31 protein-coding genes are annotated in these 24,649 nt (G+C 69.7%); 20 read left to right on the top strand and 11 right to left on the bottom strand.

Annotated elements, in window-relative coordinates; translation table 11 throughout:
* Positions 1-31: 31 nt before the first annotated feature.
* The gene (gene zapE, locus GIY23_RS08345) at positions 32-1,069 is read right to left on the bottom strand and encodes a cell division protein ZapE (RefSeq protein ID WP_154076127.1); all 1,038 of its coding nucleotides are present in this window, start codon (positions 1,067-1,069) and stop codon (positions 32-34) included.
* Positions 1,070-1,095: 26 nt separating this feature from the next.
* On the opposite strand from zapE, the gene GIY23_RS08340 reads away from it, so the two are divergent.
* From GIY23_RS08340 to GIY23_RS08285, 12 genes are all read left to right on the top strand, one after another.
* Positions 1,096-1,857, top strand: coding sequence for a pyrimidine reductase family protein (locus GIY23_RS08340; protein ID WP_154076126.1), 762 nt, complete (start codon positions 1,096-1,098; stop codon positions 1,855-1,857).
* On the top strand, positions 1,854-2,414 hold the full coding sequence (locus GIY23_RS08335; protein WP_154076125.1) for an RNA polymerase sigma factor: 561 nt from the start codon (positions 1,854-1,856) through the stop codon (positions 2,412-2,414). The genes GIY23_RS08340 and GIY23_RS08335 overlap by 4 nt, the downstream gene beginning before the upstream one ends.
* A complete protein-coding gene (locus GIY23_RS08330; protein ID WP_154076124.1) occupies positions 2,411-2,974 on the top strand; it encodes an anti-sigma factor family protein in 564 nt (187 codons plus the stop codon). The genes GIY23_RS08335 and GIY23_RS08330 overlap by 4 nt, the downstream gene beginning before the upstream one ends.
* A gap of 196 nt (positions 2,975-3,170) precedes the next feature.
* Positions 3,171-3,662, top strand: a complete 492-nt coding sequence (locus GIY23_RS08325) for an Asp23/Gls24 family envelope stress response protein (protein ID WP_154076123.1) — start codon at positions 3,171-3,173, stop codon at positions 3,660-3,662.
* Between the two features lie 75 nt (positions 3,663-3,737).
* On the top strand, positions 3,738-4,061 hold the full coding sequence (locus tag GIY23_RS08320) for a hypothetical protein (RefSeq protein WP_154076122.1): 324 nt from the start codon (positions 3,738-3,740) through the stop codon (positions 4,059-4,061).
* Positions 4,058-4,333, top strand: a complete 276-nt coding sequence (locus GIY23_RS08315) for a hypothetical protein (RefSeq protein WP_154076121.1) — start codon at positions 4,058-4,060, stop codon at positions 4,331-4,333. Before GIY23_RS08320 ends, GIY23_RS08315 begins: the two co-directional genes overlap by 4 nt.
* 49 nt (positions 4,334-4,382) lie before the next feature.
* Positions 4,383-4,562, top strand: coding sequence for a hypothetical protein (locus GIY23_RS08310; protein WP_154076120.1), 180 nt, complete (start codon positions 4,383-4,385; stop codon positions 4,560-4,562).
* Positions 4,559-4,921 carry an Asp23/Gls24 family envelope stress response protein gene (locus tag GIY23_RS08305; RefSeq protein ID WP_154076119.1) on the top strand — a complete coding sequence of 121 codons (363 nt, stop codon included), beginning with the start codon at positions 4,559-4,561 and terminating at the stop codon, positions 4,919-4,921. The genes GIY23_RS08310 and GIY23_RS08305 overlap by 4 nt, the downstream gene beginning before the upstream one ends.
* Before the next feature lie 5 nt (positions 4,922-4,926).
* Complete coding sequence (locus GIY23_RS08300) at positions 4,927-5,463, top strand: DUF6286 domain-containing protein (protein ID WP_154076118.1); 537 nt, start codon at positions 4,927-4,929, stop codon at positions 5,461-5,463.
* Positions 5,460-6,095: an Asp23/Gls24 family envelope stress response protein gene (locus tag GIY23_RS08295; protein ID WP_154076117.1), complete on the top strand. Its 636-nt coding sequence runs from the start codon at positions 5,460-5,462 to the stop codon at positions 6,093-6,095. Before GIY23_RS08300 ends, GIY23_RS08295 begins: the two co-directional genes overlap by 4 nt.
* 83 nt (positions 6,096-6,178) lie before the next feature.
* Entirely contained in the window at positions 6,179-7,288 is a 1,110-nt protein-coding gene (locus GIY23_RS08290) for an ATP-dependent DNA ligase (protein WP_154078707.1), read from the top strand.
* A gap of 22 nt (positions 7,289-7,310) precedes the next feature.
* Positions 7,311-8,198 (top strand): 2-dehydropantoate 2-reductase, encoded by an 888-nt coding sequence (locus GIY23_RS08285; protein WP_154076116.1) that lies wholly within the window; start codon positions 7,311-7,313, stop codon positions 8,196-8,198.
* 169 nt (positions 8,199-8,367) lie between these two features.
* Here GIY23_RS08285 and GIY23_RS08280 read toward each other — a convergent pair whose 3' ends face one another.
* The gene (locus GIY23_RS08280) at positions 8,368-9,939 is read right to left on the bottom strand and encodes a long-chain-fatty-acid--CoA ligase (RefSeq protein WP_154076115.1); all 1,572 of its coding nucleotides are present in this window, start codon (positions 9,937-9,939) and stop codon (positions 8,368-8,370) included.
* A 165-nt stretch (positions 9,940-10,104) separates the two neighbouring features.
* The gene (locus GIY23_RS08275) at positions 10,105-11,001 is read right to left on the bottom strand and encodes an EamA family transporter (RefSeq protein ID WP_228717614.1); all 897 of its coding nucleotides are present in this window, start codon (positions 10,999-11,001) and stop codon (positions 10,105-10,107) included.
* A gap of 475 nt (positions 11,002-11,476) precedes the next feature.
* On the opposite strand from GIY23_RS08275, the gene GIY23_RS08270 reads away from it, so the two are divergent.
* Positions 11,477-11,974 carry a histone deacetylase gene (locus GIY23_RS08270; protein ID WP_222850265.1) on the top strand — a complete coding sequence of 166 codons (498 nt, stop codon included), beginning with the start codon at positions 11,477-11,479 and terminating at the stop codon, positions 11,972-11,974.
* A gap of 109 nt (positions 11,975-12,083) precedes the next feature.
* On the opposite strand, the gene GIY23_RS08265 is transcribed toward GIY23_RS08270, so the two are convergent.
* On the bottom strand, positions 12,084-12,638 hold the full coding sequence (locus GIY23_RS08265; RefSeq protein WP_154076113.1) for a hypothetical protein: 555 nt from the start codon (positions 12,636-12,638) through the stop codon (positions 12,084-12,086).
* The gene (locus GIY23_RS08260; protein WP_154076112.1) at positions 12,635-13,255 is read right to left on the bottom strand and encodes a hypothetical protein; all 621 of its coding nucleotides are present in this window, start codon (positions 13,253-13,255) and stop codon (positions 12,635-12,637) included. The genes GIY23_RS08265 and GIY23_RS08260 overlap by 4 nt, the downstream gene beginning before the upstream one ends.
* 329 nt (positions 13,256-13,584) lie before the next feature.
* On the opposite strand from GIY23_RS08260, the gene GIY23_RS08255 reads away from it, so the two are divergent.
* Together GIY23_RS08255 and GIY23_RS08250 are read left to right on the top strand one after the other, a co-directional pair.
* Positions 13,585-15,147: an alpha/beta hydrolase gene (locus tag GIY23_RS08255; protein ID WP_187352067.1), complete on the top strand. Its 1,563-nt coding sequence runs from the start codon at positions 13,585-13,587 to the stop codon at positions 15,145-15,147.
* Positions 15,144-15,365 carry a hypothetical protein gene (locus GIY23_RS08250; protein WP_154076110.1) on the top strand — a complete coding sequence of 74 codons (222 nt, stop codon included), beginning with the start codon at positions 15,144-15,146 and terminating at the stop codon, positions 15,363-15,365. The genes GIY23_RS08255 and GIY23_RS08250 overlap by 4 nt, the downstream gene beginning before the upstream one ends.
* A gap of 193 nt (positions 15,366-15,558) precedes the next feature.
* On the opposite strand, the gene GIY23_RS08245 is transcribed toward GIY23_RS08250, so the two are convergent.
* A complete protein-coding gene (locus GIY23_RS08245; RefSeq protein WP_154076109.1) occupies positions 15,559-16,563 on the bottom strand; it encodes a DNA polymerase domain-containing protein in 1,005 nt (334 codons plus the stop codon).
* Between the two features lie 61 nt (positions 16,564-16,624).
* On the opposite strand from GIY23_RS08245, the gene GIY23_RS08240 reads away from it, so the two are divergent.
* The gene (locus tag GIY23_RS08240) at positions 16,625-16,936 is read left to right on the top strand and encodes a hypothetical protein (RefSeq protein ID WP_154076108.1); all 312 of its coding nucleotides are present in this window, start codon (positions 16,625-16,627) and stop codon (positions 16,934-16,936) included.
* Between the two features lie 80 nt (positions 16,937-17,016).
* Positions 17,017-17,439 (top strand): peptide-methionine (R)-S-oxide reductase MsrB, encoded by a 423-nt coding sequence (gene msrB / locus GIY23_RS08235; protein ID WP_154076107.1) that lies wholly within the window; start codon positions 17,017-17,019, stop codon positions 17,437-17,439.
* A 152-nt stretch (positions 17,440-17,591) separates the two neighbouring features.
* Here msrB and GIY23_RS08230 read toward each other — a convergent pair whose 3' ends face one another.
* The 5 genes from GIY23_RS08230 to hemE all read right to left on the bottom strand — a co-directional run bounded on the left by GIY23_RS08230 (position 17,592) and on the right by hemE (position 21,403).
* The gene (locus GIY23_RS08230) at positions 17,592-17,897 is read right to left on the bottom strand and encodes a PIN domain-containing protein (protein ID WP_154076106.1); all 306 of its coding nucleotides are present in this window, start codon (positions 17,895-17,897) and stop codon (positions 17,592-17,594) included.
* Positions 17,890-18,021 carry a hypothetical protein gene (locus tag GIY23_RS23205; RefSeq protein ID WP_267313239.1) on the bottom strand — a complete coding sequence of 44 codons (132 nt, stop codon included), beginning with the start codon at positions 18,019-18,021 and terminating at the stop codon, positions 17,890-17,892. Before GIY23_RS23205 ends, GIY23_RS08230 begins: the two co-directional genes overlap by 8 nt.
* 154 nt (positions 18,022-18,175) lie before the next feature.
* Positions 18,176-18,871 (bottom strand): hydrogen peroxide-dependent heme synthase, encoded by a 696-nt coding sequence (hemQ, locus tag GIY23_RS08220; protein WP_154076104.1) that lies wholly within the window; start codon positions 18,869-18,871, stop codon positions 18,176-18,178.
* A gap of 4 nt (positions 18,872-18,875) precedes the next feature.
* Complete coding sequence (gene hemG, locus GIY23_RS08215) at positions 18,876-20,309, bottom strand: protoporphyrinogen oxidase (RefSeq protein WP_154076103.1); 1,434 nt, start codon at positions 20,307-20,309, stop codon at positions 18,876-18,878.
* Between the two features lie 5 nt (positions 20,310-20,314).
* Entirely contained in the window at positions 20,315-21,403 is a 1,089-nt protein-coding gene (gene hemE / locus GIY23_RS08210; protein ID WP_154076102.1) for a uroporphyrinogen decarboxylase, read from the bottom strand.
* A gap of 127 nt (positions 21,404-21,530) precedes the next feature.
* Between hemE and GIY23_RS08200 the strand changes: the two genes are divergently transcribed.
* The 3 genes from GIY23_RS08200 to GIY23_RS08190 all read left to right on the top strand — a co-directional run bounded on the left by GIY23_RS08200 (position 21,531) and on the right by GIY23_RS08190 (position 24,545).
* Positions 21,531-22,109 carry a DUF3000 domain-containing protein gene (locus GIY23_RS08200; protein WP_154076101.1) on the top strand — a complete coding sequence of 193 codons (579 nt, stop codon included), beginning with the start codon at positions 21,531-21,533 and terminating at the stop codon, positions 22,107-22,109.
* 350 nt (positions 22,110-22,459) lie between these two features.
* The gene (locus GIY23_RS08195; protein ID WP_154076100.1) at positions 22,460-23,176 is read left to right on the top strand and encodes a response regulator; all 717 of its coding nucleotides are present in this window, start codon (positions 22,460-22,462) and stop codon (positions 23,174-23,176) included.
* A 124-nt stretch (positions 23,177-23,300) separates the two neighbouring features.
* Entirely contained in the window at positions 23,301-24,545 is a 1,245-nt protein-coding gene (locus GIY23_RS08190) for an HRDC domain-containing protein (protein WP_154076099.1), read from the top strand.
* The last annotated feature ends 104 nt before the right edge of the window (positions 24,546-24,649 follow it).

Raw genomic sequence — 24,649 nt, 5'->3', positions numbered from 1 at the left:
CGAGAGTGCCGTTCGCCTCGTCGGCGGCGGGTTACGACTTGGCGAGGTCGCGGGAGAGGGCAGTGAGACGAGACAGAGCGCGGAGGTACTTCTTGCGGTACCCGCCCTGGAGCATGTCCTCGGGAAACAACGTCGACAACCGCTCGCCCGAGACCCGTACCGGCACCGCGCGGTCGTAGAGGCGGTCGACCAGCGCGACCAGTCGCAGCGCCACGTCCTGACCGGAGACCGGGCCGACGTTGCGCACGTGCACCGCTCGCACGTCGTCCACGAGTGCCCCGTAGCGCGACGGGTGCATCCCGGCGAGGAAGTCGCACAGGTCGTCGAGCTCGTCCAGCGTCGCGCCGGGCGTCTCCTCGGCGGCGGCGAGGAGGTCGGCCTCGCTCATCGGCTCCGGCGGGTCAGGCAGCCCACGGTGCCGGTAGTCCGGTCCGTCGACGCGCACCACGCCGAACCGAGCGGACATGGCGTGGATCTCGCGGAGGAAGTCCACGGCGGCGAACCGCCCCTCCCCCAGCTTGTCCGGCAGCGTGTTCGACGTCGCCGCCACGTGCACGCCCGCGTCGGTGAGTTTCGCGATCAGCTGGGTCACCAACATCGTGTCGCCCGGGTCGTCGAGCTCGAACTCGTCGATCGCGAGCAGTGTCTGCGTGCTGAGCCTGTCGACCGTCTCGGCGAACCCGAGCGCACCGACCAGATTCGTCAGCTCCACGAACGTGCCGTAGGACTTCGGACCGCGCACCGCATGCCAGATCGAGGCGAGCAGGTGCGTCTTGCCCACACCGAAACCGCCGTCGAGGTACAGACCGAGCTTCTCGTCGCCTACCGCCGTCTTGCGTTTCCCGCCGAACAGCGACCACCAACGTGAGCCCGAACCTGCGGCGGCGGCGTTCACGCGTTCGGCGAAGGCTCGGCAGGAGTCGACGGCCTCGGCCTGGCTGGGTTCCTCCGGGTTCGGGACGTAGGTCTCGAACCGCACGGAGTCGAACCTCGGGGGCGGCGTCATCGCCTCGACCAGGTCGCCCGGGCTGAGCTCGGGACGGTGATCGGCCAAGCGCGGGGTCGTCATGCCCGCACTGTATAAGGCATGGTCAGATGGTCTTCGTGGACAGGCTCTGGCCGTTAGATGGCGCACACCCGGCGGACGAGGAACTCGAGTCGCTCTACGACTACCCGGCCGAACTCGACCGGACCTGGTTGCGGGTGAACTTCGTGACCAGCCTGGACGGGGCGGTCGCGGTGAACGGGAGTTCGCGGGGGCTGTCCAGCCCTGCCGACCAACGCGTACTCACCCTCATCCGGGATCTCTCCGACGTCGTCCTGGTCGGTCTCGGCACGGCCGTCGCCGAGGGCTATCCCGGTATCCGCGACACCGAGGCCAGGAGTCGGCGCCGCGCACGGTTCGGACTCTCGAAGGTGCCGCCGATCGCCGTGGTGACCCGCACGTGCGCACTCGACGCGGAATCGCCGCTGCTCACCGACACGGTGGTGCCGCCGATCGTGGTGACGTGCGATGCCGCGCCTGGACAGCGCACCCGCGCGCTCTCCGACCTCGGGGCCGACGTCATCGTCGCCGGTGACGGAGAGATCGATCTCCGTGCCGCGCTCACCGCACTCGACCGCCGGGGCTTGCGCCGCGTGGGCTGTGAAGGCGGGCCGACGTTGTTCGGCGCCCTGGTCGCGGAGGACCTCGTCGACGAGTTGTGTCTGACGGTCTCCCCGCAGTTGGCAGGCAGTGGCGCCGGACGCATCGCCGCGGGCCCGGTGGCCGCGGCGGCCCGGCGCATGCGGCTGCTCTCCGCGGTGCGTGCCGAGGAGTCGCTGCTGCTGCTGAGGTACGGGAGACTTCCGGAGTGACCGACGGCGACACCGACGACGCACTCGTCGCCGCTGCCCGTCGCGGCGACGGATGCTCGTTCGATGTGCTCGTCCGTCATCACACGAAACGGATGTACCGGGTCGCACTGCGAATCCTCGGAGATCCGGTGGAGGCCGAGGACGCGGTGCAGGACGCCTGGGTCTCGGCGTGGCGTTCGTTGGACACCTTCCGCAACGAGTCCGCGGTGTCCACCTGGCTGTACCGCATCGTCACCAATTCCGCGCTGGCCCAGGTGCGGCGTCGCAGACCCACGACGCCGCTGGACACCGCGGACGACACGGTCGGCCGATGGCTTTCCGACCCGCGCGGTGACACTCCCGAGCGGCAGGCGGTGCGGTCGGAAGAGGTGCGAAGGGTGCATCGCGCGATCGCGTCGCTGGAACCGTCGCAACGGGCGCCGCTGGTCCTCCGCGAATTGGAAGGATTGAGTTACGAAGAGGTCGCCGCCGTGCTAAACGTGAACGTCGCCGCGTTGCGGTCGCGTCTGCACCGGGCGCGGATGGCTCTGCTCACGAAGCTGGAGGAGGGGCGATGAGCGGTTCCGGCATCGGCGTCGACCGCACGTTGCCCTGCGGACGCACGGAGTCGATGCTGCTGGCTCACCTCGACGGCCAAGGGCCGCGCGAGCTCGCCGAGCACGTGCGGGACTGTCCGTACTGCTCGCGGCGGTTGGAGTCCATGCAGCGGTCGTGGCAGCCGGTCCGAGCCGCCGCCCGGACTCCGGTGGAGCTGCCGACCGGCCTGGTGGAGCGGGCGATGGAAACGGTGCGCGGGATGCGCTCGGTCGACGGGCATCAGCCGGCCTCGTTGCCGCAGGAGGGTGGCACGGTGACGGTGAGTTCACGGGCCACCCTGACGTTGGCGCGGCAGGCAGGCGGGGACGCGGCGGCGAGCCGATCGGGAGTGCATCTCCGTCGGTGCCACGGAGGGCCGGACGGGATGAGGATCGAGCTGGCGGTGCGCTACTCGTTGCCCGCGCACGAGGTCGCGGACAGTGTCCGGGTCGAGGTCGAAGGCGAGATGCGGCGCGCGCTCGGGCCGCTGGCTCCCCCCGTCGACGTCGCGGTCGTCGACGTGACCCCGCCGCCTGGGTAATCCGATCGGGTGACCTTTTGTGGCGGGCCGGAAGATCGGCTCCCATGCTGCATCTGATCTGTGAGGCCGACGCGGTCGTACCGGCGAAAGCGCGGGACAGCACAGCGGCCGAGCAGGCTACGGCGACAAGCGGTCGGCGACAGAACCGGCAAGTGGAGAACCGGCAGGTGCCGGTCAGGTGAAGGGAGGGCCGATCATGGCCCAGGCGAACGAGACACAGTCGACGCAGACCGGGACGTCGGTCCCGGAGTCGCGTACCGGCGGCTCACCCGACCGGCTCTCGGACGAGACCTCACAGGGGCGCACGAGCATCGCGGCCTCGGTGGTGCAGAAGATCGCCGGGATCGCGGCTCGGGAGATCTCCGGGGTGCACTCGATGGGCGGGGGTGTCTCCCGCGCGTTCGGCGCGCTGCGGGAGCGAATCCCGGGCGGCAGCGGCACCTCGTCGACTTCCGGGGTGCAGGTGGAGGTCGGCGAGAAGCAGACCGCGGTCGACCTCGACATCGTCGTCGAGTACGGCGCGTCCATCGTGGACCTCGCCCGGGCGGTGCGCCGCAACGTGATCACGGCGGTAGAGCGGATGACCGGTCTGGAGGTCATCGAGGTGAACATCGCCGTCAACGACATCCATCTGCCATCCGACGACGACGAGAGCAGCGAGTCCGAGGCGTCGTCGCGGGTTGAGTAACAGAGGCGTGAGTCTTTGTGGTGGCTATGACAACCGAAAAGGCTCACGCATCGACGCCGCCACGAAAGGGCACGCATGGCGCACAGCCCGGAGAACTCGTTCAGCCTCGCCGACCGTCTCGCGCGGGAGGTCGAGGCGCACCCGTCCGTGGTGCGGCTCGACGGTCGCTCGTTCGTGGCGACCTATCTGCCGGGGCGCCGGGTCGAGGGGATCCGGGCGAACGATCCGGGTGAACCGGTCGACGTCGCCGTCGTGGTCAGACTCGACCGGCCGCTACCCGAAGTGATCGACGAGGTGCGGGCGCGCGTCGTAGCGGTCGCCGGCGACGTGCCGGTGAACATCGCCGTCGCGGACGCGGTCCACGTCAGCGATCTCGAACCCGGCGCGGGCCCACCGTGACCACGGGTCCGACGGGGCGGCTCGCTCCCACCGAGCGGGCCGCGTTCCGTGCCTACGTCCGGGCGCATCATCCGGACGTAGGAGGGGATCCGCAGGCGTTCGCTACCGGACTCGCCCGCTGGCGCGAGGGGGCGAACCCGGCCCGTTGGTCTACTGTGGACCGCTACGACGGTCCGGTGGTGTTCGTCGACCGACCGAGCGGTGTGCGCGGACTCGTCCATGACGTCCGGGAGCGGCTCGCCCGGCGCAAGCAACCACCCCGCGTTCGGTGAACACCCGGGCGCCGTCGCGGTGGTCGGTCTCATCCAGGAGGGACTTCCCATGAACGCAACGCAGACCGGCCTTCTCGCCGGGCTGATCCTCGGTACCGCCGCGGCGGTCGGAGGTTTCGTCGGTTTCCTCATCGCACTGGCGGTGGGCGCGGTCGGGCTGCTGGTCGGGCGCATCCTCGACGGCGAGATGGAGATCGGCGACATCCTCGGCCGGGGACGGGACCGGTGAGCGAGCAGGCGACGGCGCCGGAGGAGCGCGGGCGGCTGGACATCGACCGCTCGGTGCTGCGCAAGATCGCCGAACACGCCGCCGACCGGGTACCGGACAGCAGACCGGTGCGCAGACGGATCGCCGGCGTCGGCCTCGGCGAGCACGGCTCCCACGCACGGCTGTCCGGTCCGGACGCGGAACTGCGCGTCTCGCTGGACCTGGCACTGCGGTATCCGAGTCCGGTGCGGGAGACGGTGCGCACCGTCCGGCACCGGGTCGAGTCCGATCTGGAACGGCTGGCGGGCTGCACGGTGCGGTCCGTGGACGTGACCGTCTCGGCCTTGGTGTCCGACGACGCGCCGGCACGAGTGGAGTGAGTGCGATGCGGCTGCTGGTTCGACTGTTCGCGGCACTGCTCGGCCTCGCGGCGACCGTGCTGGGCGTGTTGCTGGCCGTCGAGGCGGTGTGGGCATGGTTCCGTCCCGCCAGTGCTGGACTCGCCGTGCCGTGGCGCGGCTGGCGAGCACCGCTGGCCGGCCTGGCGTGGTCGGATCCGCGAGTCATGATCGCCGCCGGAGTCCTGGCCGTGCTCGGGCTGGTGCTGCTGTTCGTCGCCGCACGTGCCGGGCGCAAGGACATCCGGCTGCACGACCCGGCCCCGGAGGTCACCGTCACGACCGACCCTCGCTCGCTGGCACGGCTCGTCGGGCATCAGGTCCGCGGCCAGGACGGAGTCGCGAGTGCCTCGGTCACGGCGAGTCGTTCGCGGGTGCGGGTGAAAGCCACCGGGGAGTACTCCTCGCTCGGCGACCTCCGTGACCGCCTCATGACCACCACCGAGGAGGCCGTCGGAGAACTGCCGCTGCGTAGCCGCCCGTCGGTGTCGGTCTCGGCGGCTCCGATGAAGCAGAACCGATGACTCGGGAGGCGACGGTGACCTCGCACAGGCAGCCACGTCCGAGTTCGACCGCGGTCGGCCGCTCGTTGCGGTTCGAACGGGGGCTGGCCGTGCTGGCAGGCGTGGTCGCGCTGCTCACAGGCGGGCTCGCGCTGATCGTCGGTGCCGGGTGGCTCGGGGACTTCCGCGCCGACAGGTCGGTACTCGACCCGATGGTCGTCGACGCGGTCCGAGCCGCACCCGGCATCACCGTGCTCGTCGGCATCGCGGCAGGGGTGTTACTGGTCGCGCTGGGGCTGTGGTGGATCAGCCGCGCGCTGCGGCCGGAGGCCCGTCCGGACATGCGCTTGGAGCCCGGCACGCTGTCCACCGGCGGCCTCACCGTGTCGGGTTCGGCGCTGACCGACGCGATTCGCACCGACGCGGAGTCGGTCAGCGGCGTAACCCGTGCGCGGGTGCGGATGGCGGGCACGGCGCAACGCCCGAACCTGCGGCTCGTGCTGTCGCTGCAGGAAGGCACGAACGTGCGGCAGGTGTGGGAAGAACTCGACGACAAGGTGCTCGGTCGCGCACGGGAAGCACTGGGCACGGAGGTACTGCCGACGGCGATCCGCCTCGAGCTCGACCGCGCGCCCGGCAGACGGGTGCGCTGACACGCACGCGAGAGCACTGCTCCCGGGACTGCGCGGTGGCAGACTCACAGCGTTGCTGTCCTTTCCTGCGCGAGGAGGTCGCCGTGGCGCTCGCGGTGCACCCACCGGTGAAACCGATGTTGGCCGGACCCGTCGACGGCGTCCCGGACACGCCCGGCCTGCTGTTCGAGCCGAAATGGGACGGCTACCGCTGCCTGGTGTTCCTGGACCCGCAGGCCGACGAGCCGGTGACGTTGCAGTCCCGCACCGGCAAACCGCTCGACCGGTACTTCCCCGAGGTCGTCGCACACGTCCGCACGCTGGACCGGCCGCTGGTGTTGGACGGGGAGCTCGTGGTGACCAGCAGCGACCCGGACGGTGACCGGCTCGACTGGGACGCGCTCGGCGAACGGATCCACCCCGCAAAGAGCCGGGTGGAGATGCTCGCCGAGAAGACCCCGGCACGCTTCATCGCCTTCGACCTGCTCGCTGTCGACGACCGTGATCTGTGTGCGGAACCGTTCGCGGCTCGGCGTGCGGTGCTCGCCGGTCTCGACTTGAGCGCGGACCTCGGCTTACACACGACACCGGTGACCGACGACCCGGACGTGGCTCGCGAATGGTTCCGCGTGTTCGAGGGTGCCGGGCTGGACGGCGTCATCGGCAAGCACGGCGACCGTCCGTACGAGCCGGGCAAGCGCACCATGCTCAAGATCAAACACTCTCGCACAGCGGACTGCGTCGTCGCCGGGTTGCGGTGGCATGCCAAGACCGAGCCGGGTACGGCCGTCGGATCGCTGCTGCTGGGGCTGCACGACGACGAGGGCAGGCTGCATCACGTCGGTGTCGTCGGGGCGTTTCCGGCAGCACGTCGGCGCGAACTCGCCGAGGAGTTCGCGCCGCTGCGCACCGACGGCGAGCACCCGTGGCTCGGCGCCGGCGCCGAGGACGGCCGCAGGCTGCCGGGCTCGGTGAACCGCTGGAACAGCAGCGAGCAGCCGTGGGTGCCGCTGCGACCCGAACGTGTCGTGGAAGTCAGCTATGACCACACCGAAGGTGGTGCACCGTCCCGATTCCGGCACACCACCCAGTTCGTGCGGGAACGACCGGACCGTGAGCCTGAATCGTGCCGATACGACCAGCTCGCCGAACCCGCACGGTACGACCTCGACTCCGTTCTGCGCGGCGAGGTCAGGGCCGTACCGGCCGGCTGAACCGGCGACGTAATCTCCTGTCGTGACTTCACGACAGACACGCATCGCCGTCATCGGTGCCGGTGCGATCGGCGGGGTGCTCACCGCCGCCGCGCACGACGCCGGGCACGCAGTGACCCTGTGCGTCCGGACTCCGTTCGATCACTTCGTCATCGACCGGCCCGGCGGCACCGACGAGCCCGCGGTCCGGGTCGCCACCGACCCGAGGGAGATCGGCGAGGTCGACTGGATCCTGCTGACGACGAAGGTGCAGGACGTTCCGGGCGCCGCCAGGTGGCTGCGGGCGCTGGACAACGGCCGGGCGCCGATCGTCGTGGTACAGAACGGGATCGAGCACGACGAGTCGGTGGCGGCGTTCGACCTGCGCGGCCCCGTGGTGCCCGCGTTGATCTACGTCGGGGCGGAGCGGGTCTCCCCCGGCCATGTCGTGCAGCACACGCCCACGAGCATGATCGTCCCGGCGGCGGAGCACGGCACGGCGTTCTCCGACCTGTTCGGACCGGACGGGCCGACGGTCCGGCTCACCGAGAACTTCCGCACCGACGCATGGCGGAAGTTGCTGACGAACCTCGCCGCGAATCCGATCACCGCGTTGACCTCCCGCCGGCTCGAGGTCTTCGACGAGGACAGCATCCGCGAGTTGGCACTGGCCGTGCTGACCGAGGCGGTCGCCGCCGGTCGCGCGGACGGTGCGGAGCTCGACGACGACGAGGCCGAATCGGTGCTCGCCGCGTGTGTGGAACAGTTCCCGCGCGACGCGGGAACCTCCATGCTCTACGACCGTCTCGCTGGCAGGCCGACCGAACACGAACACATCATCGCGCCGATGGTCGCCGCGGCCGAGCACCACGGCATACCGGCGCCGCACAACCGCACCCTGCTCGCACTCATGCGCGCGTTGCGCCCGTAGCTGAGCGGTCGCGCGGGGTGATCTGCGTTGGTTGTTCCGCGGCGGAACCTCACCTCGCGGCCGACTGCGGGATCGCCGACATCAAGTAGCCACCTCCACCGCGTCGACGCTGTCCTCGCCGGCCACGAGGTGACAACCCCGGCTAGCTCCCCCGCGCGGCGGACGATCGCTATTGCGGCGCGACCGCGGACGAGGTTTTCCGCAGCACGTACTTCTGCAACTTCCCGGTCGCGGTCTTGGGGAGTTCGTCGACGAAGCTGACGCCCCGGGGCGCCTTGAAGTGCGTGAGCTGGTCGCGGGCGAAGGCGATGAGCTCGTCCTCGGTCACGCTGGCACCTTCGTCGCACACCACGAAGGCGTGCGGGGTCTCACCCCACTTCTCGTGCGGCAGCCCGACCACGGCGGACTCCCGCACCGCGGGGTGCCGCAGTAACGCGCCTTCGACCTCGATCGAGGAGATGTTCTCGCCGCCGCTGATGATGACGTCCTTGATGCGGTCGCGGATCTCCACGTATCCGTCCGGATGCGTCACGGCGGCGTCGCCGGTGTGGAACCAGCCGTCGCCGATCGCCTGTTGCGTCGCCTCCGGATCGCGGTAGTAGCCCTCCATCACGACGTTGCCGCGGACCACGAGCTCACCGAGTGTCTGCCCGTCCCAGGGGACCTCGCCGCCGTTGTCGTCGACCGTCTTGAGCTCGCCGGAACTGATGAGCTCCACGCCTTGGCGAGCCTTGACCGTCGCCCGCTCGCTCTCCGGCAGGGACGCGTGTTCCGGCCTCGGTTCGCACACCGTGATGAACGGTGCGGTTTCGGTGAGGCCGTAGACGTGCAGGATGTCCCAACCGAACTCGCCCTCGAGACGTTCGATCGTGGCGGCTGCCGGCGCCGCTCCCGCGGTCGTGACCCGCACGCCGGGACGGACCTCGCCACGGACCTCGGGCGAGGCGGAGGCGAGCGCGATCAGGACCGTGGGCGCTGCCGAGAGCCAGGACACACTCTCGGTGCGGATCAGGTCGAAGACGAGAGCGGGGTCGACCTGTCGCACACAGACGTGAGTGGCCGCCGCCGCGGTGACCGTCCAGGTGTAGGTCCATCCGTTCGCGTGGAACATCGGCAGTGTCCACAGGTAGCGCTGGCCGATCTCGATGGGCGCGTGCAGCAACGTTCCGATGCTGTTCAGGTAGGCGTTGCGATGCGTGATCATCACGCCTTTGGGGCGCGCCGTCGTGCCGCTGGTGTAGTTGATCGTCAGCAGGTCGGTCTCGTCGATCTCGGGAGCTGCGTACTCACCCGACGAAGCGGCGAGCATCGTCTCGTAGTCCTCCCAGCGGTCCCGAGCACCTTCGAGTGCGACGAAGCGCTCGACGCCGGTGAGCTGATCGCGGACCGAGTCGACGGTGTCGAGCTGGTCGGCGTGCACGCACAGCACGCGCGCTCCCGAGTGCTCGACGATGTAGGCGATGTCGTCCGCAGAGAGCCGGTAGTTGATCGGGACCAGCACCGCTCCGATCTGCGGTACGGCATAGAAGGATTCGAGCTGGGCGTGAGTGTTGGGGGCCACGTAGGCGACCCGGTCACCCTTGCGGACGCCCAGCTCCTGCAGCACCGCGGACCACTGATCACAGCGGTGGAAGAACTGTTCGTAGTCCGCCCGGAACTCGCCGTCGACGACAGCCTCGCGGTCCGGGTACAGCCGTCGTGTGCGCCGGGCGAACTCCAACGGTGACAGCGCGACATGCATCCCGGCCTCCTGTGACTCAGGCAACAGTTCAGATCCGAGGTTACAACCCGGAGAGAAGGCGCGGGTTGCTCTGTGTCGGCGGAGCGCCGAGGCAGGGTGCGTAGAACGCCGCCCTCAAGCCGCGCGACCACTCAGCAGGCCGACGGACCGGTCGGCTCGTGCCGCTCAATTCGCTCCCGTGTCACGGGTCGGACTGGTTCGGGTGGCGCCTACGGACGCGACCACGACGCACGCCACCGCCAGCCATTGCGTCCAGCCGAGCAACTCGCCGAGAACGAGGAGACCGGCGAGGGCCGCGACGGCCGGTTCGAGACTCATCAGCACCCCGAACACGCGGGGCGGGATCGAACGGAGCGCCTCCAGCTCCAGCGAATACGGAACCACCGACGACATCAGCGCTACGAGCACACCGACCGCAAGGATGCCCGGCGTCAGCAGGGTGGTTCCGGTCTCGATCAGACCGAACGGCAGCGCCACCGCCGTGCCGAACACCATGCCCATCGCGAGTCCGGCGCCGCCGGTGGTGTGGCTGCCGAGTTTGGCGCCCATGATGATGTAGCTCGCCCACAGCACCGCCGCAGCGAGCGCGAACAGCACACCGACCGGGTCGAGCCCGCCCTCCACCCGGGAGAGCAGCAGGACGCCGAGGGCGGCCAGCACGGCCCAGACGAGGTCGAGTTTGCGACGCGAGCCGAAGACCGCCACCGCGAGCGGCCCGAGGAACTCGATCGTGACGGCGATACCCAGCGGGATGCGGGCGAACGACTGGTAGATGCAGATGTTCATGCCGGCCAGCACCACGCCGTAACCCGCGACGACGGCGAAGGTGTGGCGATCCATCCGCCACGTCGGCCGCCAGATGATCACCAGGATCAGCGCCGCGAAGAACAACCGCAGCAGCACCACGCCGGAGGCGCCGGCGGTCGCGAACAGCTGCTTGGCGAAGGCGGCGCCGACCTGGAGGCTGATCATGCCGAGGCCGACGAGCAACGGCGGCGGCACGGCCCCGAGCGCCCGAGAGGCGATCGCCGCACTCCGCCCGGCACCCTCCGTGTACGCCACGTCCGCCCGTCCTCTCCGCTCGTCCGCGAGTCACGCTTCGTCCGTCGACCGACAGCACTTTCGCCCCCTACGTCGACGGTCAGCGCCGTACGGCCACGACGGACGCTACCCGGCCGCGCCACCGTCTTTCCCACGCCGCCGCGGTAAGTACCCCGGTGGACTGCGCACGCTGCCTGCCGCTGCCGGGACGTATCAAGCGCGGCTGGTCGCGCTTGATGGCGGAGAACTGCCCCTGCCTCTGCACCTCGACGAAGACGACGACTGACGAGCGGCTTGTGTCTCGTCGGCAGACGCTGATCGAAGCTACCGTGATCACGGTTCTGCCCCCGGAAGCATCTGGAACACGATGTCGCACCTCTGGTACGTCAGCTACGGCTCCAACATGCACACCGAAAGGCTCCGCTGCTACATCGCAGGCGGCTGTCCCGCTGGGGCAACCCGCACCTATCCGGGTTGCCGAAACACCACACCACCCGTGCGTTCGCGCGGAACCCTGCTGACAGGCGGCATCTACTTCGCAACGCACTCCCCCGTCTGGAACGGCGGACGTGCCCTGTTCGATCCGGACCTTCCCGGTACGGCCGCCGCGCGAGCGTGGCTGGTCACCCCGCAACAATTCGCCGACATCGCCGCGCAAGAGATGTACCGCGAGCCGGGAGAAGACCTCGACCTGGACGAGGTACTCCGCACCGGACGTGCAGCGATGGGACCGGGACGCTACGAAACGCTGCTGTACGTCGGCGACGTGGACGGCTACCCCCAACTGACCTTCACCGCCGACCACGGCCACCGAGACGTCGATCCCGTCCCTCCATCAGCGCCCTACCTCGCCATGCTCGTCGGCGGTCTGCAGGAAGCCCACGGCTGGAGTCCGGAGGCGACCGCGGACTACCTCGCGTCCCGTCCCGGCATCGGAACCTGGAACGCCGAGGCCATCCTCGCTGCATGCATCGACGATCGCAGCGCCCCCTGAACGTCCGCACGAGTGCGATTGAGATCAACGGAAGGTAGGACTCAAGTGGGCGGTAACGGGTGCGAGCGTCGCTCGTGGAATCCGGGTCGGCCGTACGCGTCGTGTGCGCCTAGCAGCCTCCGCCGTCGCCTGCGCCGAAGTCTCCGACATCGCACGCGGCGTCTGCGCCTGCGGCGATGCCGACGACTCCCGAGCCTGCGGCGACCCCGCCGGAGTGACCAGCGGCGTGCCGGTTGCCTGCCCGTGGGGACCGGAGGTGGTACACCAACAGCCCACCGAGAGCGAGAAATCCCAGGAGCATGCCCCACATTGCTCCCTCTTCGCCGCCCAGCGCGCCGAGGATGCCGACCGGCGCGAGCAGGATCATCAGTGCGATCAGCTTTCCGGCCACGACCCCGACCAGCGCTGTCCCGGGCACGTTGGGAAACCGCTGTAGCACGGTCAGCAGCAGTGCGAGCCCCGCCGCCCCCGCTGCACAGCTCATCCCCGAACTCAGATCATCGCTGACCACGTCGTCGGGGACCAGCAGCATGGGAGCGAACGCGACACCCACGGTAGCCGCGAGCAAGCCCGCTCCGCACAATCCGCGAAGAACCAGGTCAGCCAGACGTGCCGGTCGCGACATCGGGACCGCATAGCGGGCGTGCTGGGGAGGTCGTGTCATCGGGCGTACTCCTCCTTGTCTGTACCGGAGGGCGCCGTTCGGTGTTGTCTCACGACTTCGACGACCGCCACGGCCAGGGCGGCGGCCACGACAGCTAGCGTGATCCACCCGAACCCCGTCGGCACGACAGGGCTGGGCACGGGCGCAAGGATCCCGGTGGGGTCGGTCAGCATGTCCAGCCGGTCTCCGCCCTGGGCGATCGGATCGCCGCGTGAGGTGTAGTCCATCCTCTCGGCCTCGCAGAGGACCTCGTGGTCGTAGCTCAGACCGCGGTTGCCCTGGGTTTCGATCACAAATTGCACCAGACAGCCGGGCAGGCGGTCGCCCGCGAGCAGCAGCCACCACGAGGGCACACCGACGACGGCGAAGGGAATCGCCAGGGTCGCCAGGAAGTGGACGGTCACCGTCCAGCTTTGCGATGTGAGGTGGCTACTGCCGACCAGGTAGAAGAGCATGAACGGCAGAAGCAGCAGCGCGGCGAGCAACTGGGCCATGAGGTCGTCGGTGCCATACAGCGCCCCGAGCACGCTGCCACCGGCGAGCAGCACGATCAGCGAAACGGCAGCCCGGAATGCAGGCGGCGGATCCGGGGTATCGGTGCTGCTGGCAGTCCGCATCACTAGATCATCGTCGCAGGGGCACTAGCGTGCTTGTAGCGGGCGCCGTGCTCGCCCAGCCGTGCTTCGCATTCGTCGAGGACGGCCCATCCGCACTCGACTTCTACTCGCCGCGGCGGCAGCGGCCAGCCCGCTGCCCGTTGCTGTGGGCCACGTCATAGGCAGTACGCGTCAACTCGTGTACGGCAGTGCGTCGGCATCAGGGCTCGCCATGCCGGTGCGCGGGTGGGCCACGACCGGTTCGGGGCGGGCCCAGCCCTCACCGTGGTCTCACGGAGATCATGCGATGCTGGCCCGCGTCATCTGTCGGCGTAGTCGGAGGAGTACCCGTGCCGCGCTTGCGTTCCCGCGTCGGGGTGCTCCTGCTGCCGCTGCTCATCGTGCTCACGGCGTGTTCGGCGGGACCGTCGCAACGCCCTCCGGTGGCCTACCGCGACGGGGAGCAACAGGTGGCCCCCGCGCCGCAGCCGCCGAAACCCGCTCCGGTGCCCGAACTCGGTCCGCCCGGATCGGACAGGCTCGCGTGGCAGGACTGTGCGGGGGCGACGCAAGAGGCGCTGGGCAGCCCGCTGGATCCGGCGCTGCGGGTGCAGTGTGCCCAGCTGCTCACCGACCTGGATCCGCCGGGCTTTCCGACCCAGGGCACGGCGCAACTGTCTCTGCTCAGCGCCGGAACCGGCAGCGTTCCACTCGTGGTGGTCAACGACGCGGGTGGGCAGCCGGGGACCCTGTTCGCCGCCGAGCTCGCTACCCGCATGTCCCCGGAGATGCTCGCCACCTACCGGATCATCGGGATGGACCGGCGCGGCACCGGGCAGTCCGATCCGGCGGACTGCGTGCCGAGTGCCGACCGGTCGGCACTCGTCGGTTTCGACCCGAAGGCGACAGACCGGGCGAGCCTCGACCGGCTGCTCGAGTCGGTGCGCTCGTCCAGTCAGGAGTGCCTGCTCGACCTCGACGACCGGCTCCCCGCCTACGACACCTGGCGCACCGCAGCCGACCTCGAAGAACTTCGCCGGGAGCTGCAGGTACCGAAGTTGCACGCGCTCGGCCGGGGTGAGGGGTCGCGGGTGCTGACCACGTACTCGGAGCGCTACCCCGCGACCGTGGGACGGATGGTGCTCGACGGCGCGCCAGATCCCCAACTCGACGCGCGTGGTCGCGGCGAGGCACAGGCGCAGGCCGCTGAGAACAGCTTCGACGCGTTCAGCACGGACTGCGCGGCACGTCCCGACTGCCCACTCGGACCCGACCCCCGCAGGACTGTGCTCGATCTCGTGGAGCGCACCCGGACCGCGCCGCTGGAGACGCCGGAAGCTCAGGTCACCGCAGGCGCGCTGGTGCGCGGTATGAAGCTGGGCCTCTCCGACCGTGACCGGTGGCCGGAACTCGCGAATGCGCTCGCGGCCGCCGACCGCGGCGACGGTGCGCCGATGGCGCGGATCGTGGCACCGCTGTCCCGTGGGAGCGGCACCTTCCCCCCTCGCATCGACGCGGAACTCATCACGACGTGCAACGACACGACGCTGCGCATCCCGCCGGAACGCACTGCGGACATCGCGGCAGACTGGGTGGAGAAGTTCCCCTTGTTCGGAGGCGTGTCCGCGCAGTACCTCCTGTGGTGCGGGCAATGGCCGGTGCCGCAACAACCCTTGCCGTCGCCGCGCGCCCCCGGACTCCCGCCGATCCCGGTGGTCTCGACCGCACACGATCCACTCGTGCCGGCGTTGAGCAGCAGACACATGGCAGAGCAGCTGCCGTCCGGGGTCGTGTTGAACTGGCTCGGTGCCGGACACGGCGGTGTCGGTCGCTCCGAGTGCGTGACTTCCGCGATCAGCAGGTTCTTCGTCAACGGCGAGGTTCCACCGGAAGGTACCGCCTGCCCCGCATGAGTGAGGTCGGCGAAGAGCACTGCTCCCCGCCGACCTCGTCCTCCGGTCAGCTACAGCTACCGCAGCAACCGCAACCGGGCCCCGAGCAGTTCGAGCAGCAGTTGCAGCCGCTAGCCGCCGGTGCCGTCGTTTCGTGGCTGTGGTCCATGGCGCCCTCCCGGATCATGTGGACTTCCACGCCGATGGTGCTGCAGCCGCCGCGTTCGAGGAACCGCTGAGCGAGCGAGCGTGCCTGCCCCGGCCGAAGGAACCGGATGCATGCATTCATCGCAATGCGTGATCGTGTTGGCTTCGGTGGCGTCTGGAAACTGGCACTTGTGCCCGTAGGGCGCGGTCACACGTGATCAGCCTCGACAGGGCGCCGGTCCTGGACCACCCACCCAAGTTCCCAGATGCCCTCTTCGGTGGGATTCACGCCTTTCGAGAGCGGGTGGGCTCGCCGGGCATCTTCGGGTAGTCGGGCGGGTACGGCATCTCCCCCAGCCCCCGCTCGCTCTCGTCCCTGGCGTACCAGTCGAGCAGCACGTCGAGGGAATGTTCCACGTCGTCCAACGTCGCGTGCGCGTCGCCGTGCTCGGCGAGCCACTGCGGCGCCGTCGCCAGGTCGAAGTCGTCCGGGTCGACCTCACCGAGCTGCTCCCAGGTCACCGGGGTGGAGACCGTCGCCCGCGGGGTGCCCCGCACCGACCACGCCGAGGCCACCGTCCGGTCCCGGGCCGCCTGGTTGAAGTCGAGGAACACCCGCTCGCCCCGGTCGACCTTCCACCACTCCACCGTGGCCAGCTCCGGGATCCGGCGCTGCACCTCTCGTGCGAGCGCGATCACTGCCCGGCGCACCTGGATGAAGTCCCAGCGCGGCGCGATCCGCACCAGCACGTGCACACCGCGCCCACCTGAGGTCTTCGGGAAACCGGCCAGGCCCGCCTCGTCCAGGACCTCCCGCAACACGCCCGCGACCCGCACGGCGTCGGTGAAATCGGTGCCCGGCTGCGGATCCAGATCGACGCGCACCTCGTCGGGGTGATCGGTGTCGCCCGAGCGCACCGGCCAGGGATGGAAGTCGAGCGTGCCCAGGCCGGCCGCCCACGCCAGCACAGCGGGCTCGCCCGGGCAGACCTGCCACGCCGTCCGGCCGGACGGGAACGCCACCCGGGCCGTGCCCACCCATTCGGGTGCCCCCTTGGGAACACGCTTGGCGTAGAAGGGCTCACTCGTCACGCCGCCGGGATAGCGCTTCAGCGTCGTGGGGCGGTCGCCCACCGCACCCAGCAGTGGCTCGGCGACCGTCAGGTAGTACTCCACGAGCTGCCGCTTGGTGAATCCTCGTTCCGGGAAGTACACCTTTTCCGGGTTCGACAGGCTCAGTTGCCGTACTCCGCCCGGACCCTCGACCTCGAACTCCCACGATTCGACCACGCCGTGAGCCTACGAGCAGCCACCGACATCGGCGCCTTGCCGCTCGCGCTACCGTGAACGCATGCGCTCCCCCGGCGAGCACGAGGACACCGGCGGCCCCACGGGGCGCTTCGCGGACGACCTCGTCGGGCTCGACCCGAACGACCCCCAGGCGCAGGCGTTCGCCGAGCACCTCGACCGCATCGAGAACCCGAACTCGCAGGCCACCGTCGAAGGCATGCTCAAGGGTGTCGAGAACTTCGCACAAAGCGCCAATCGCACGCAGGGACACCGCAGGCTCGTCACCGTGCTCGTTGTCGGGCTCATGCTCTTCGGTGTCGCCTACACCGTGGTTTCAGCGGTGGGTTTCATGCTCGACACCTTCTTCGGGTGAGGCAGCACTTCCTCGCGGGCGCAGCGGTTCGTCGATCTCGGGGTGCGGCTGCCTGCCCGGGCAACGACTACGCTGGTGGCATGGAACCCATCGTCGGCGCCACCCCCAAGGTCGTGAAGTCCGACCAGGAATGGAAGCAGCACCTCGATCCGTATGAGTACTCGGTGCTGCGTAACGGAGCAACCGAACCGGCCTACACCGGTGAATACACCGAGACCAAGACCACCGGCGTGTACGAGTGCCGGGCGTGCGGGACGGAGCTGTTCCGCAGCGACGAGAAGTTCGAGTCGCACTGCGGCTGGCCGTCGTTCTTCGACCCGAAGGACAGCGACGCGGTCCTGCTGCGTGAGGACCGCAGTCTCGGCATGGTGCGCGTCGAGGTGCTGTGCGCGACCTGCCACAGCCATCTCGGGCACGTCTTCGAGGGCGAGGGTTACGACACGCCGACCGACCAGCGCTACTGCATCAACTCGATCGCTCTGCGTCTGATCCCGGCCGAGTAAGTGCTCGCGTGGGTCGAGGGGTGCGGTCGGGCCCACTGCGCCGACGGTTTCCCCTCCGCCTACGCAGATCGATCCGCGCCCCTCGAAGGGTCACGCGACCAGCTCGACGGCACACCGCAGCGCGGGTGCACGCGCGAGCCGTGCGTCCACGGTCAGCAGCGGAACGTCGAGCCGTGCGGCCAAGGCGACCTACACAGTGCGTCAGAGAATGTGAGCACACCACGCAACGCCCAAGCCGCCTCCGCCAGCGGAGCAGTGTGCGGGTATCGATGGTCGACCAGGTGTCCACTCGTCCGGATGACCTGGTTGCGCATGGTGTGGCCGACTTCCGCATCCACGAGATGCGGCGCGTGGCACTCAACGTGGGACAACCGATCCATCAGCTCGTCCGCGCATTCGGAGACGTCGGTGCACGCGTACACGGCCGCTGAGGCGTCCAGCACGAGCAGATCAGTCACGGACACCCTCGTTCTTGGCCGCAAGAATGTTCTCGATGGTCACACCCGTGCCTGTATTGCTGCGAGCAACCTCGCGCATCGCCGCCGTGATCTCGGGCTTGTCAACGAACGCCGCACGCGACATGGCGACATCCCGCATGTACGACTGGAGCGACTGGCCGTGAGCGCGCGTCTCGCCGCAGCTTCTCGTAGTCCTCTTCCGGAATGTCGCGGATCTGGATCGTCGCCATGGATGCCATGGCTAGCGCAGATGCGCCATTTTGGCGCGACGGCGCTCGTCAGGGCAGGCGGGCGACCAGGTCGGCCACGTCCACGCTGCGGCCGGTGTAGAAGGGAACTTCCTCGCGCACGTGCAGCCGCGCCTCGGTGTAGCGCATCTTCCACATCAGGTCCACGATCCGGTGCAGCTCGTCAGCCTCGAAAGCCAGCACCCACTCGTAGTCGCCGAGTCCGAAGGCGGGAACGGTGTTCGCGCGCACGTCCGGGTAGTCGCGGGCCGCCTTGCCGTGGTCGGCGAGCATCGTGCGGCGCTCGTCGTCCGGCAGCAGGTACCACTCGTACGAGCGCACGAACGGGTACACGCAGACGTAGCGCTTGGGGTCCTCGCCCGCCATGAACGCCGGGACGTGGCTCTTGTTGAACTCGGCGGGACGGTGCACGGCCACGTTGCTCCACACCGGCTCCGAGCTCTGCCCCAGCGGCGTCGCGCGGCGGAAGTCCGTGTAGGCCGCTTGCACGGCCTCGATGTCCTCGGCGAGCCACCAGATCATGTAGTCGGCGTCGGCGCGCAGCCCGGACACGTCGTAGACACCACGGACTTCGACGCCGGATTCCTCCAGTCCTTCCAGGAACTCCTGGGTCGCCTGGCCTGCCTTGTCCCGGTCCTCCGGCAGCGAACCCTGCTCGATCCGGAAGACCGACCACATGGTGTAGCGGACGGTGTCGTTCAGTTCCGCGTAGTTCAAGCGCGCCATGGACTCATGGTCCCACCGCGTCGCGGCCGGACCCCAGCAGGTACCCCGTGATGTCCGCCGCAGCGGCTTCACCCGTCGCGAGACACGCAGGCACGCCGACTCCGTGCAGGGCCGCACCGGCAACGGCGAGACCGGGGATCCCGGACACGCAGCGTTCGATCTCGGCGACCTTCTCCCCGTGACCGACGCCGTACTGGGGCAGACCACCGCCCCAGCGCGCGACGACCGTCTCGACCGGCCGAGCACGGACTCCGGTGAGGTCGGCGAGATCACCGATCACGGCGTCGAGCAGTTCGGAGTCGCCGAGGCGCAGCACCGACTCCTCGCCTGCGCGCCCCACCGAACCGCGAACGAGGACCTCTCCCCCGGCGCCGCGAAGGTGCGGCCACTTCCGGCTCGAGAAGGTGAACGCCTTGGCGGTGAGACGCGTCCCGTCGGCCCGCGTCTCACCACGGGCGATCAGCACCCCGGACGAGTCCGGCAAGGTCGTCTCCGGCGGCAACGCGAGCCCCAGGACCACCATCGAGGCGAGGTCGACTTCCGCGAACGCCTCGGCCGCGACCGGGGCCACCCCGGTCAACAGCTTGCGCGCCGACGGTGGCGGCACCGCGAGCACAACGGCGTCGGTCTCGAGTGTGTCGGGCGCCGGAGCCGAGCCGATCTCCAGCCGCCACCCCAGCTCGCGCCGAACCAGCGAGCGCACCGGGCAGCCACATCGGACCTCCGGGCGCGCCTGTCGCACGAGCTCGTCGGCCAGGCGTCGGTACCCGCCCCGGAACGCGCCGAACACCGGAGCCTTCGGCCCTTGCCCTTGCGCGGGCGAAACGCTCGCGCGGGCGGCCTCGGTAACCGATCCCGCACCGGCGTCGAGCGCCGAAGCCAGCGCGGGCGCCACCGCACGCAGGCCCAGCCCGTCGGCACTTCCCGCGTAGACACCGCCGAGCAGCGGGTCGACGAGGCGGTCGACGACTTCGTCGCCCATACGCTCCCGCAGCAGCAGTCCGAGCGACACGTCGGCCGCCGACCACGGAACTGGCGGCAGATCCTGCTCGGCACGGACCGTCGCAAGCCCCTGCTCGGAGAGCACCGGTGCCACTGACTCCGCCGACGACGGAACCCCCATGAACGTGCCGCCCGGCAGCGGCGACGTCCTGCCGCCCGCGCGGATCGTCGCCGAAGCCCCGCTCGGAGCCACCACCTCGTCGGCGATGCCGAGCTCGTCAGCCAGCCTCAGCACCTCCGGCCTGCGTGCGAGGAAGGCCTCCGCCCCGATGTCGTAGGGAGCACCCGCGAGCTCGACAGTCCGTCCCTTGCCGCCGAGCTGAGCGGTCTGTTCGATCAGCACGATCCGAGCCTCGGCACCGAGCGTCCTGCGGAGACGATGGGCCGCGCTCAGACCGGCAAGCCCCCCACCGACGACGGCGACCGTGCGTGGCACCGGGCTCACCGGCGTGCGGTCTCCGCGTGCACGAGTTCGACGACGCGGGTCAGCACACCGGGGTCGGTCGTCGGCAGCACTCCGTGGCCGAGGTTGAACAGGTGCCCTCCGGCCGCCCGGCCCTCAGCCAGGATCCGGCGCACCTCACGACTCACCGCTTCCTCACCGGCGAACAGCACCGCCGGGTCGAGGTTGCCCTGGACCACCGGAGCAGGCGCGTGCGGGGCTGCCGCCGCGAGCCGATCGGCGGCGACGTCGAGGGGCACCCGCCAGTCGACGCCGACCACGTCGGCTCCCGTCGTCCGCATCGCACCGAGCAGCTCACCGGTGCCGACCCCGAAGTGGATCTTCGGCACGTGCCCGCCGGACTGCGCGATCTCGGAGAAGATCCGTCGCGTGTGTGGCTCGACGAATTCACGGTACTCCCGCAACGACAACGCACCTGCCCAGGAGTCGAACAGCTGCACCGCGTCCACTCCGGACTCGATCTGCGTCCGCAGGAAGGTCACCGCCGTGCCTGCGAGCTTGTCCAGCAGCGCGTGCCAGGTCTCCGGCTCGGCGTGCATGAGCGCCTTGGTCCGCTCGTGATTGCGGCTCGGACCGCCTTCCACAAGATACGAGGCGAGCGTGAACGGGGCGCCTGCGAAGCCGATCAGCGGAGTGCTCCCGAGTTCGGTGAGCAGCAGCCGGATCGCCTCGCCGACGTTCGCGACGTGCTCCGGTGTCAGCTCGGGCAGCGCGGCGACCTCGGCGGCCGACCGCACCGGGTCCTCCACGACCGGACCGGTTCCCGCGACGATGTCCAGGCCGACGCCGGCCGCGTACAGCGGGAGCACGATGTCGCTGAACAGGATCGCCGCGTCGACCCCGTGCCTGCGAACCGGTTGGGCGGTGACCTCGCAGACGAGCTCCGGAGTCAGGCACGCCTGCAGCATCGGCACGCCCTCCCGCGCCGCCCGGTACTCGGGAAGAGACCGCCCCGCCTGACGCATGAACCAGACGGGCGTGTGCTCCGGGACGCCACCGCGGGCGGCCACGAGCAGAGGGGCATCGGTGAGGTCCCGACGAGGCGAGACCGGTGCGGGTTTCGTCATCTCAGAGCCATCGTCCCACGCTGCCCGTGGGCGCCGGTGCCGACCTCGATCAGCCCCACGGGCCGATACGACAGGGAGCCCGGCGTGCCTGCGGGACTGCCCGCCGGCAGCGACCTACAGTCACGGCGTGACCGACATGGCGGCAACTCCCGTGGTGTTCCAACAGGCCGTGGCCACGTTGAGGTCTGCAGACGTGCGTGCCGAGATCGACCTCTCGGAGGTCAAGGCACCGAAGCGGTTGGCCCCCTTCTCGTTCGCCCAGGCCGCCGAGGCGGAAGGCCCCTCGGGAGAACTGGTCACGGCGCGGTTGGTGTTGCTGCACGACCCGGACGGCGAAGAGACCTGGCAGTCGACGTTGCGCCTCGTCGTCTATCTGCGCGCCGAGTTGGATCCGGAACTGGCCGCCGACCCGCTGCTGCCCCCCGTGGGCTGGTCGTGGCTCACCGACGCCCTGGAGGACCGAGAGGCGACGTACACGGCGCTGGGCGGGACGGTGACCTTGACGTCGTCGGCGCGGTTCGGCGCGATCAGCGGACCGCCGCGCAGCCACGATCTGGAGCTGCGTGGCTCGTGGACCCCGCTGGACGACGGACTCGAGCCACACGCATCGGCCTTCCACGACCTGATCGTCAGCGCGGCCGGGCTTCCACCCGAGGGCGTGTCGATCATCCCGCAGCGGACCGCCGAGAGCGCTCGACGCGACTGACCGTCATGCCGGGACGCGAGCGTCAGAGCGACGCCGGAGGCGCTGTCTCACGTCTCAGGCACCCACGCGAACGCGAGACTTCAACGCGAATCGAAGATCGTGACGGTGTGTGTCGTTCACGGTGCGCTCCTGCGTTACAGGCCACGCCAATTGCCACCCGTTCGAGTGATCTCGACCAGGATTCATCACAACTCATTTGGAACAGATACCCGATTGATCGTCCCACTGACCCGCTCGGGCGGTTACGCTCCTTCCGACGACACCACTTTCGGTCGATCAGTGGCGCGGCTGATTGGCCGAAAGTCCCGGTGCCGGTCGGGGGGCACGACCGACTCCAGGGAGGTAGTGACGTGGCTGCCGTCGGCTTAGGTCAGGCCGCTCGAACCACGCCAGCCGGCACCTTGCCGGCCAACATGGTCCCGCATCCGCGGGAAGAGCTGTTCACGGTGCTCGTGGTCGACGACCATCCGTTGCTCCGGGAGGCCATCGCCGCCCGGATGTTGCAGATGGGCGCCGGCACGGTGCACGAGGCCGCATCCATGGCCGAGGCCAGAGCACGCGCTCTGGCCACCGGTCCGTGCGACCTCGCCATTCTCGATCTCGGACTCCCCGACGGGACCGGCATCGACCTGGTGACGGAACTCCGTTCCCAGGGCTGGCCGCGAGTGGTGGTGCTCGCGTCGTCCGACGACCCGTACGCGGTACGGGCCGCCTTCCAGGCAGGCGCCCAGGCCTACCTGCTGAAGTCGGCCTCGCCGATGGTCGTCACCGACGGCGTGCGCCGCGTACTCGACGGCGGCGTGTATGCCGATCCCAGCGTGGCCCCGGTCCTCGCCGCAGGAACCAGGGTCCCTGGGACGGACAACACGCCCCGCGAACTGTCCGGACGCGAGGTCGAAGTACTGCAACTCGTCGCCGATGGTCGATCCAACAAGGAGATCGGTGAGGCACTGAGCCTCTCCGCACTCACGGTCAAGAGCCACTTGTCCCGGATCGGCCGAAAGCTGGGTACGGGAGACCGGGCGCAGATGGTCGCGTTGGCCATGCGCGCGGGCGTCATCCGGTAATCCGTTGAGGCGGTCCGGCGGGGTGCGTGCCCCGCCGGACCCGCCTCGACGTCCACGTGATCGGCTCGCCGAGCTCGGCCGGTCGGCACCACGGACCGATCCGACCACGTAAGGTCTGGTACCCGTGGACGCCGCATTCTCCGAGGCCGCCGGGCCCGATCATCCCGAACCGGTGCTGTTGACCGAGCCGCCCGATGGCGTGCCGGCCGTGGTCGACACGCCGGAAGCGCTCCGGGAGGCCGCCGCGGAACTGGCCGCAGGCAACGGCCCTGTCGCGGTCGACACCGAGCGGGCCTCCGGCTATCGGTACTCGCAGCGCGCCTACCTGGTGCAGGTGCGTCGCACCGGCACGAGCACGGCACTCATCGATCCGATCGCCCTGGCCGGACAGCTCGATCCGCTGGTCACGGCGGTCGCGGACACCGAGTGGGTGCTGCACGCCGCCTCGCAGGACCTGCCGTGTCTGGCCGAGCTCGACCTGATTCCACAGCGACTGTTCGACACCGAACTCGCGGGCCGTCTCGCCGGATTCGACCGCGTGTCGCTCGGCGCACTGGTCGAGCGCATGCTCGGCTACCGCCTCGAGAAGGGGCACAGCGCCGCCGACTGGTCCCGGCGCCCGTTGCCGGAGTCCTGGCTGGTCTACGCGGCACTGGACGTCGAGCTGCTGGTCGACCTGCGGGACGCGATGCGCGAGGAACTGATCGAACAGGGCAAGCTGGCCTGGGCCGAGGAAGAGTTCGAGGCGGTGCGCCTGGCACCGCCCCCGCGGGCGCGCACCGAGCCGTGGCGGCGCACATCGGGAATCCACCGCATCCGCAAGCCACGTCAGCTCGCGTCCGTCCGCGCCTTGTGGGAGGCCCGTGACGAGCTCGCCAGGGAACGCGACACCGCGCCCGGGCGGGTCCTGCCGGATTCGGCGATCGTCCAGGCCGCGCAGTCGGACCCGAAGACGGATGCCGAACTCACCGCGCTGCCGGTCTTCGGCGGAAAGCAGCAACGCCGCCGGGCGAGCCTGTGGACCAAGGCCCTCAAGGACGCACGCCGGCTCCCGAACGACGAACTACCCGACGTGGGAACGACGCACGAGGGCCCGCCTCCGGCGAACCGGTGGGGGGACCGCGATCCTGCAGCGGCGGCGCGACTGTCCGCTGCCCGCGGCGCGCTCGCCGACATCGCCGAGCAGCACGCGGTTCCAACCGAGAACATCCTGCTCCCCGATCTCCTCCGCCGACTGTGCTGGGAGCCTCCGGTGGAGATCGACGTACCCGGCGTCGAGCGTGCCCTGCGCGAACGGGGCGCCCGGGAGTGGCAGATCGGGCTCACCGCTCCCGCCCTCAGCAAGGCTCTGCACGCCGAGGCCCCGTAAGAACTCCTCAGAAAGTTTCCCGGGTGGGTCGGGTAGCGGATTCTCAGCGCCCTCCTCGCTGCGGGATCGCTTTCTCGAGTAGCCACCTACGCAACGAAATCGCC

The organism is Allosaccharopolyspora coralli, assembly GCF_009664835.1.
Taxonomy (GTDB): Bacteria; Actinomycetota; Actinomycetes; order Mycobacteriales; family Pseudonocardiaceae; genus Allosaccharopolyspora; species Allosaccharopolyspora coralli.
This window is presented reverse-complemented; position numbering and strand designations above follow the sequence as displayed.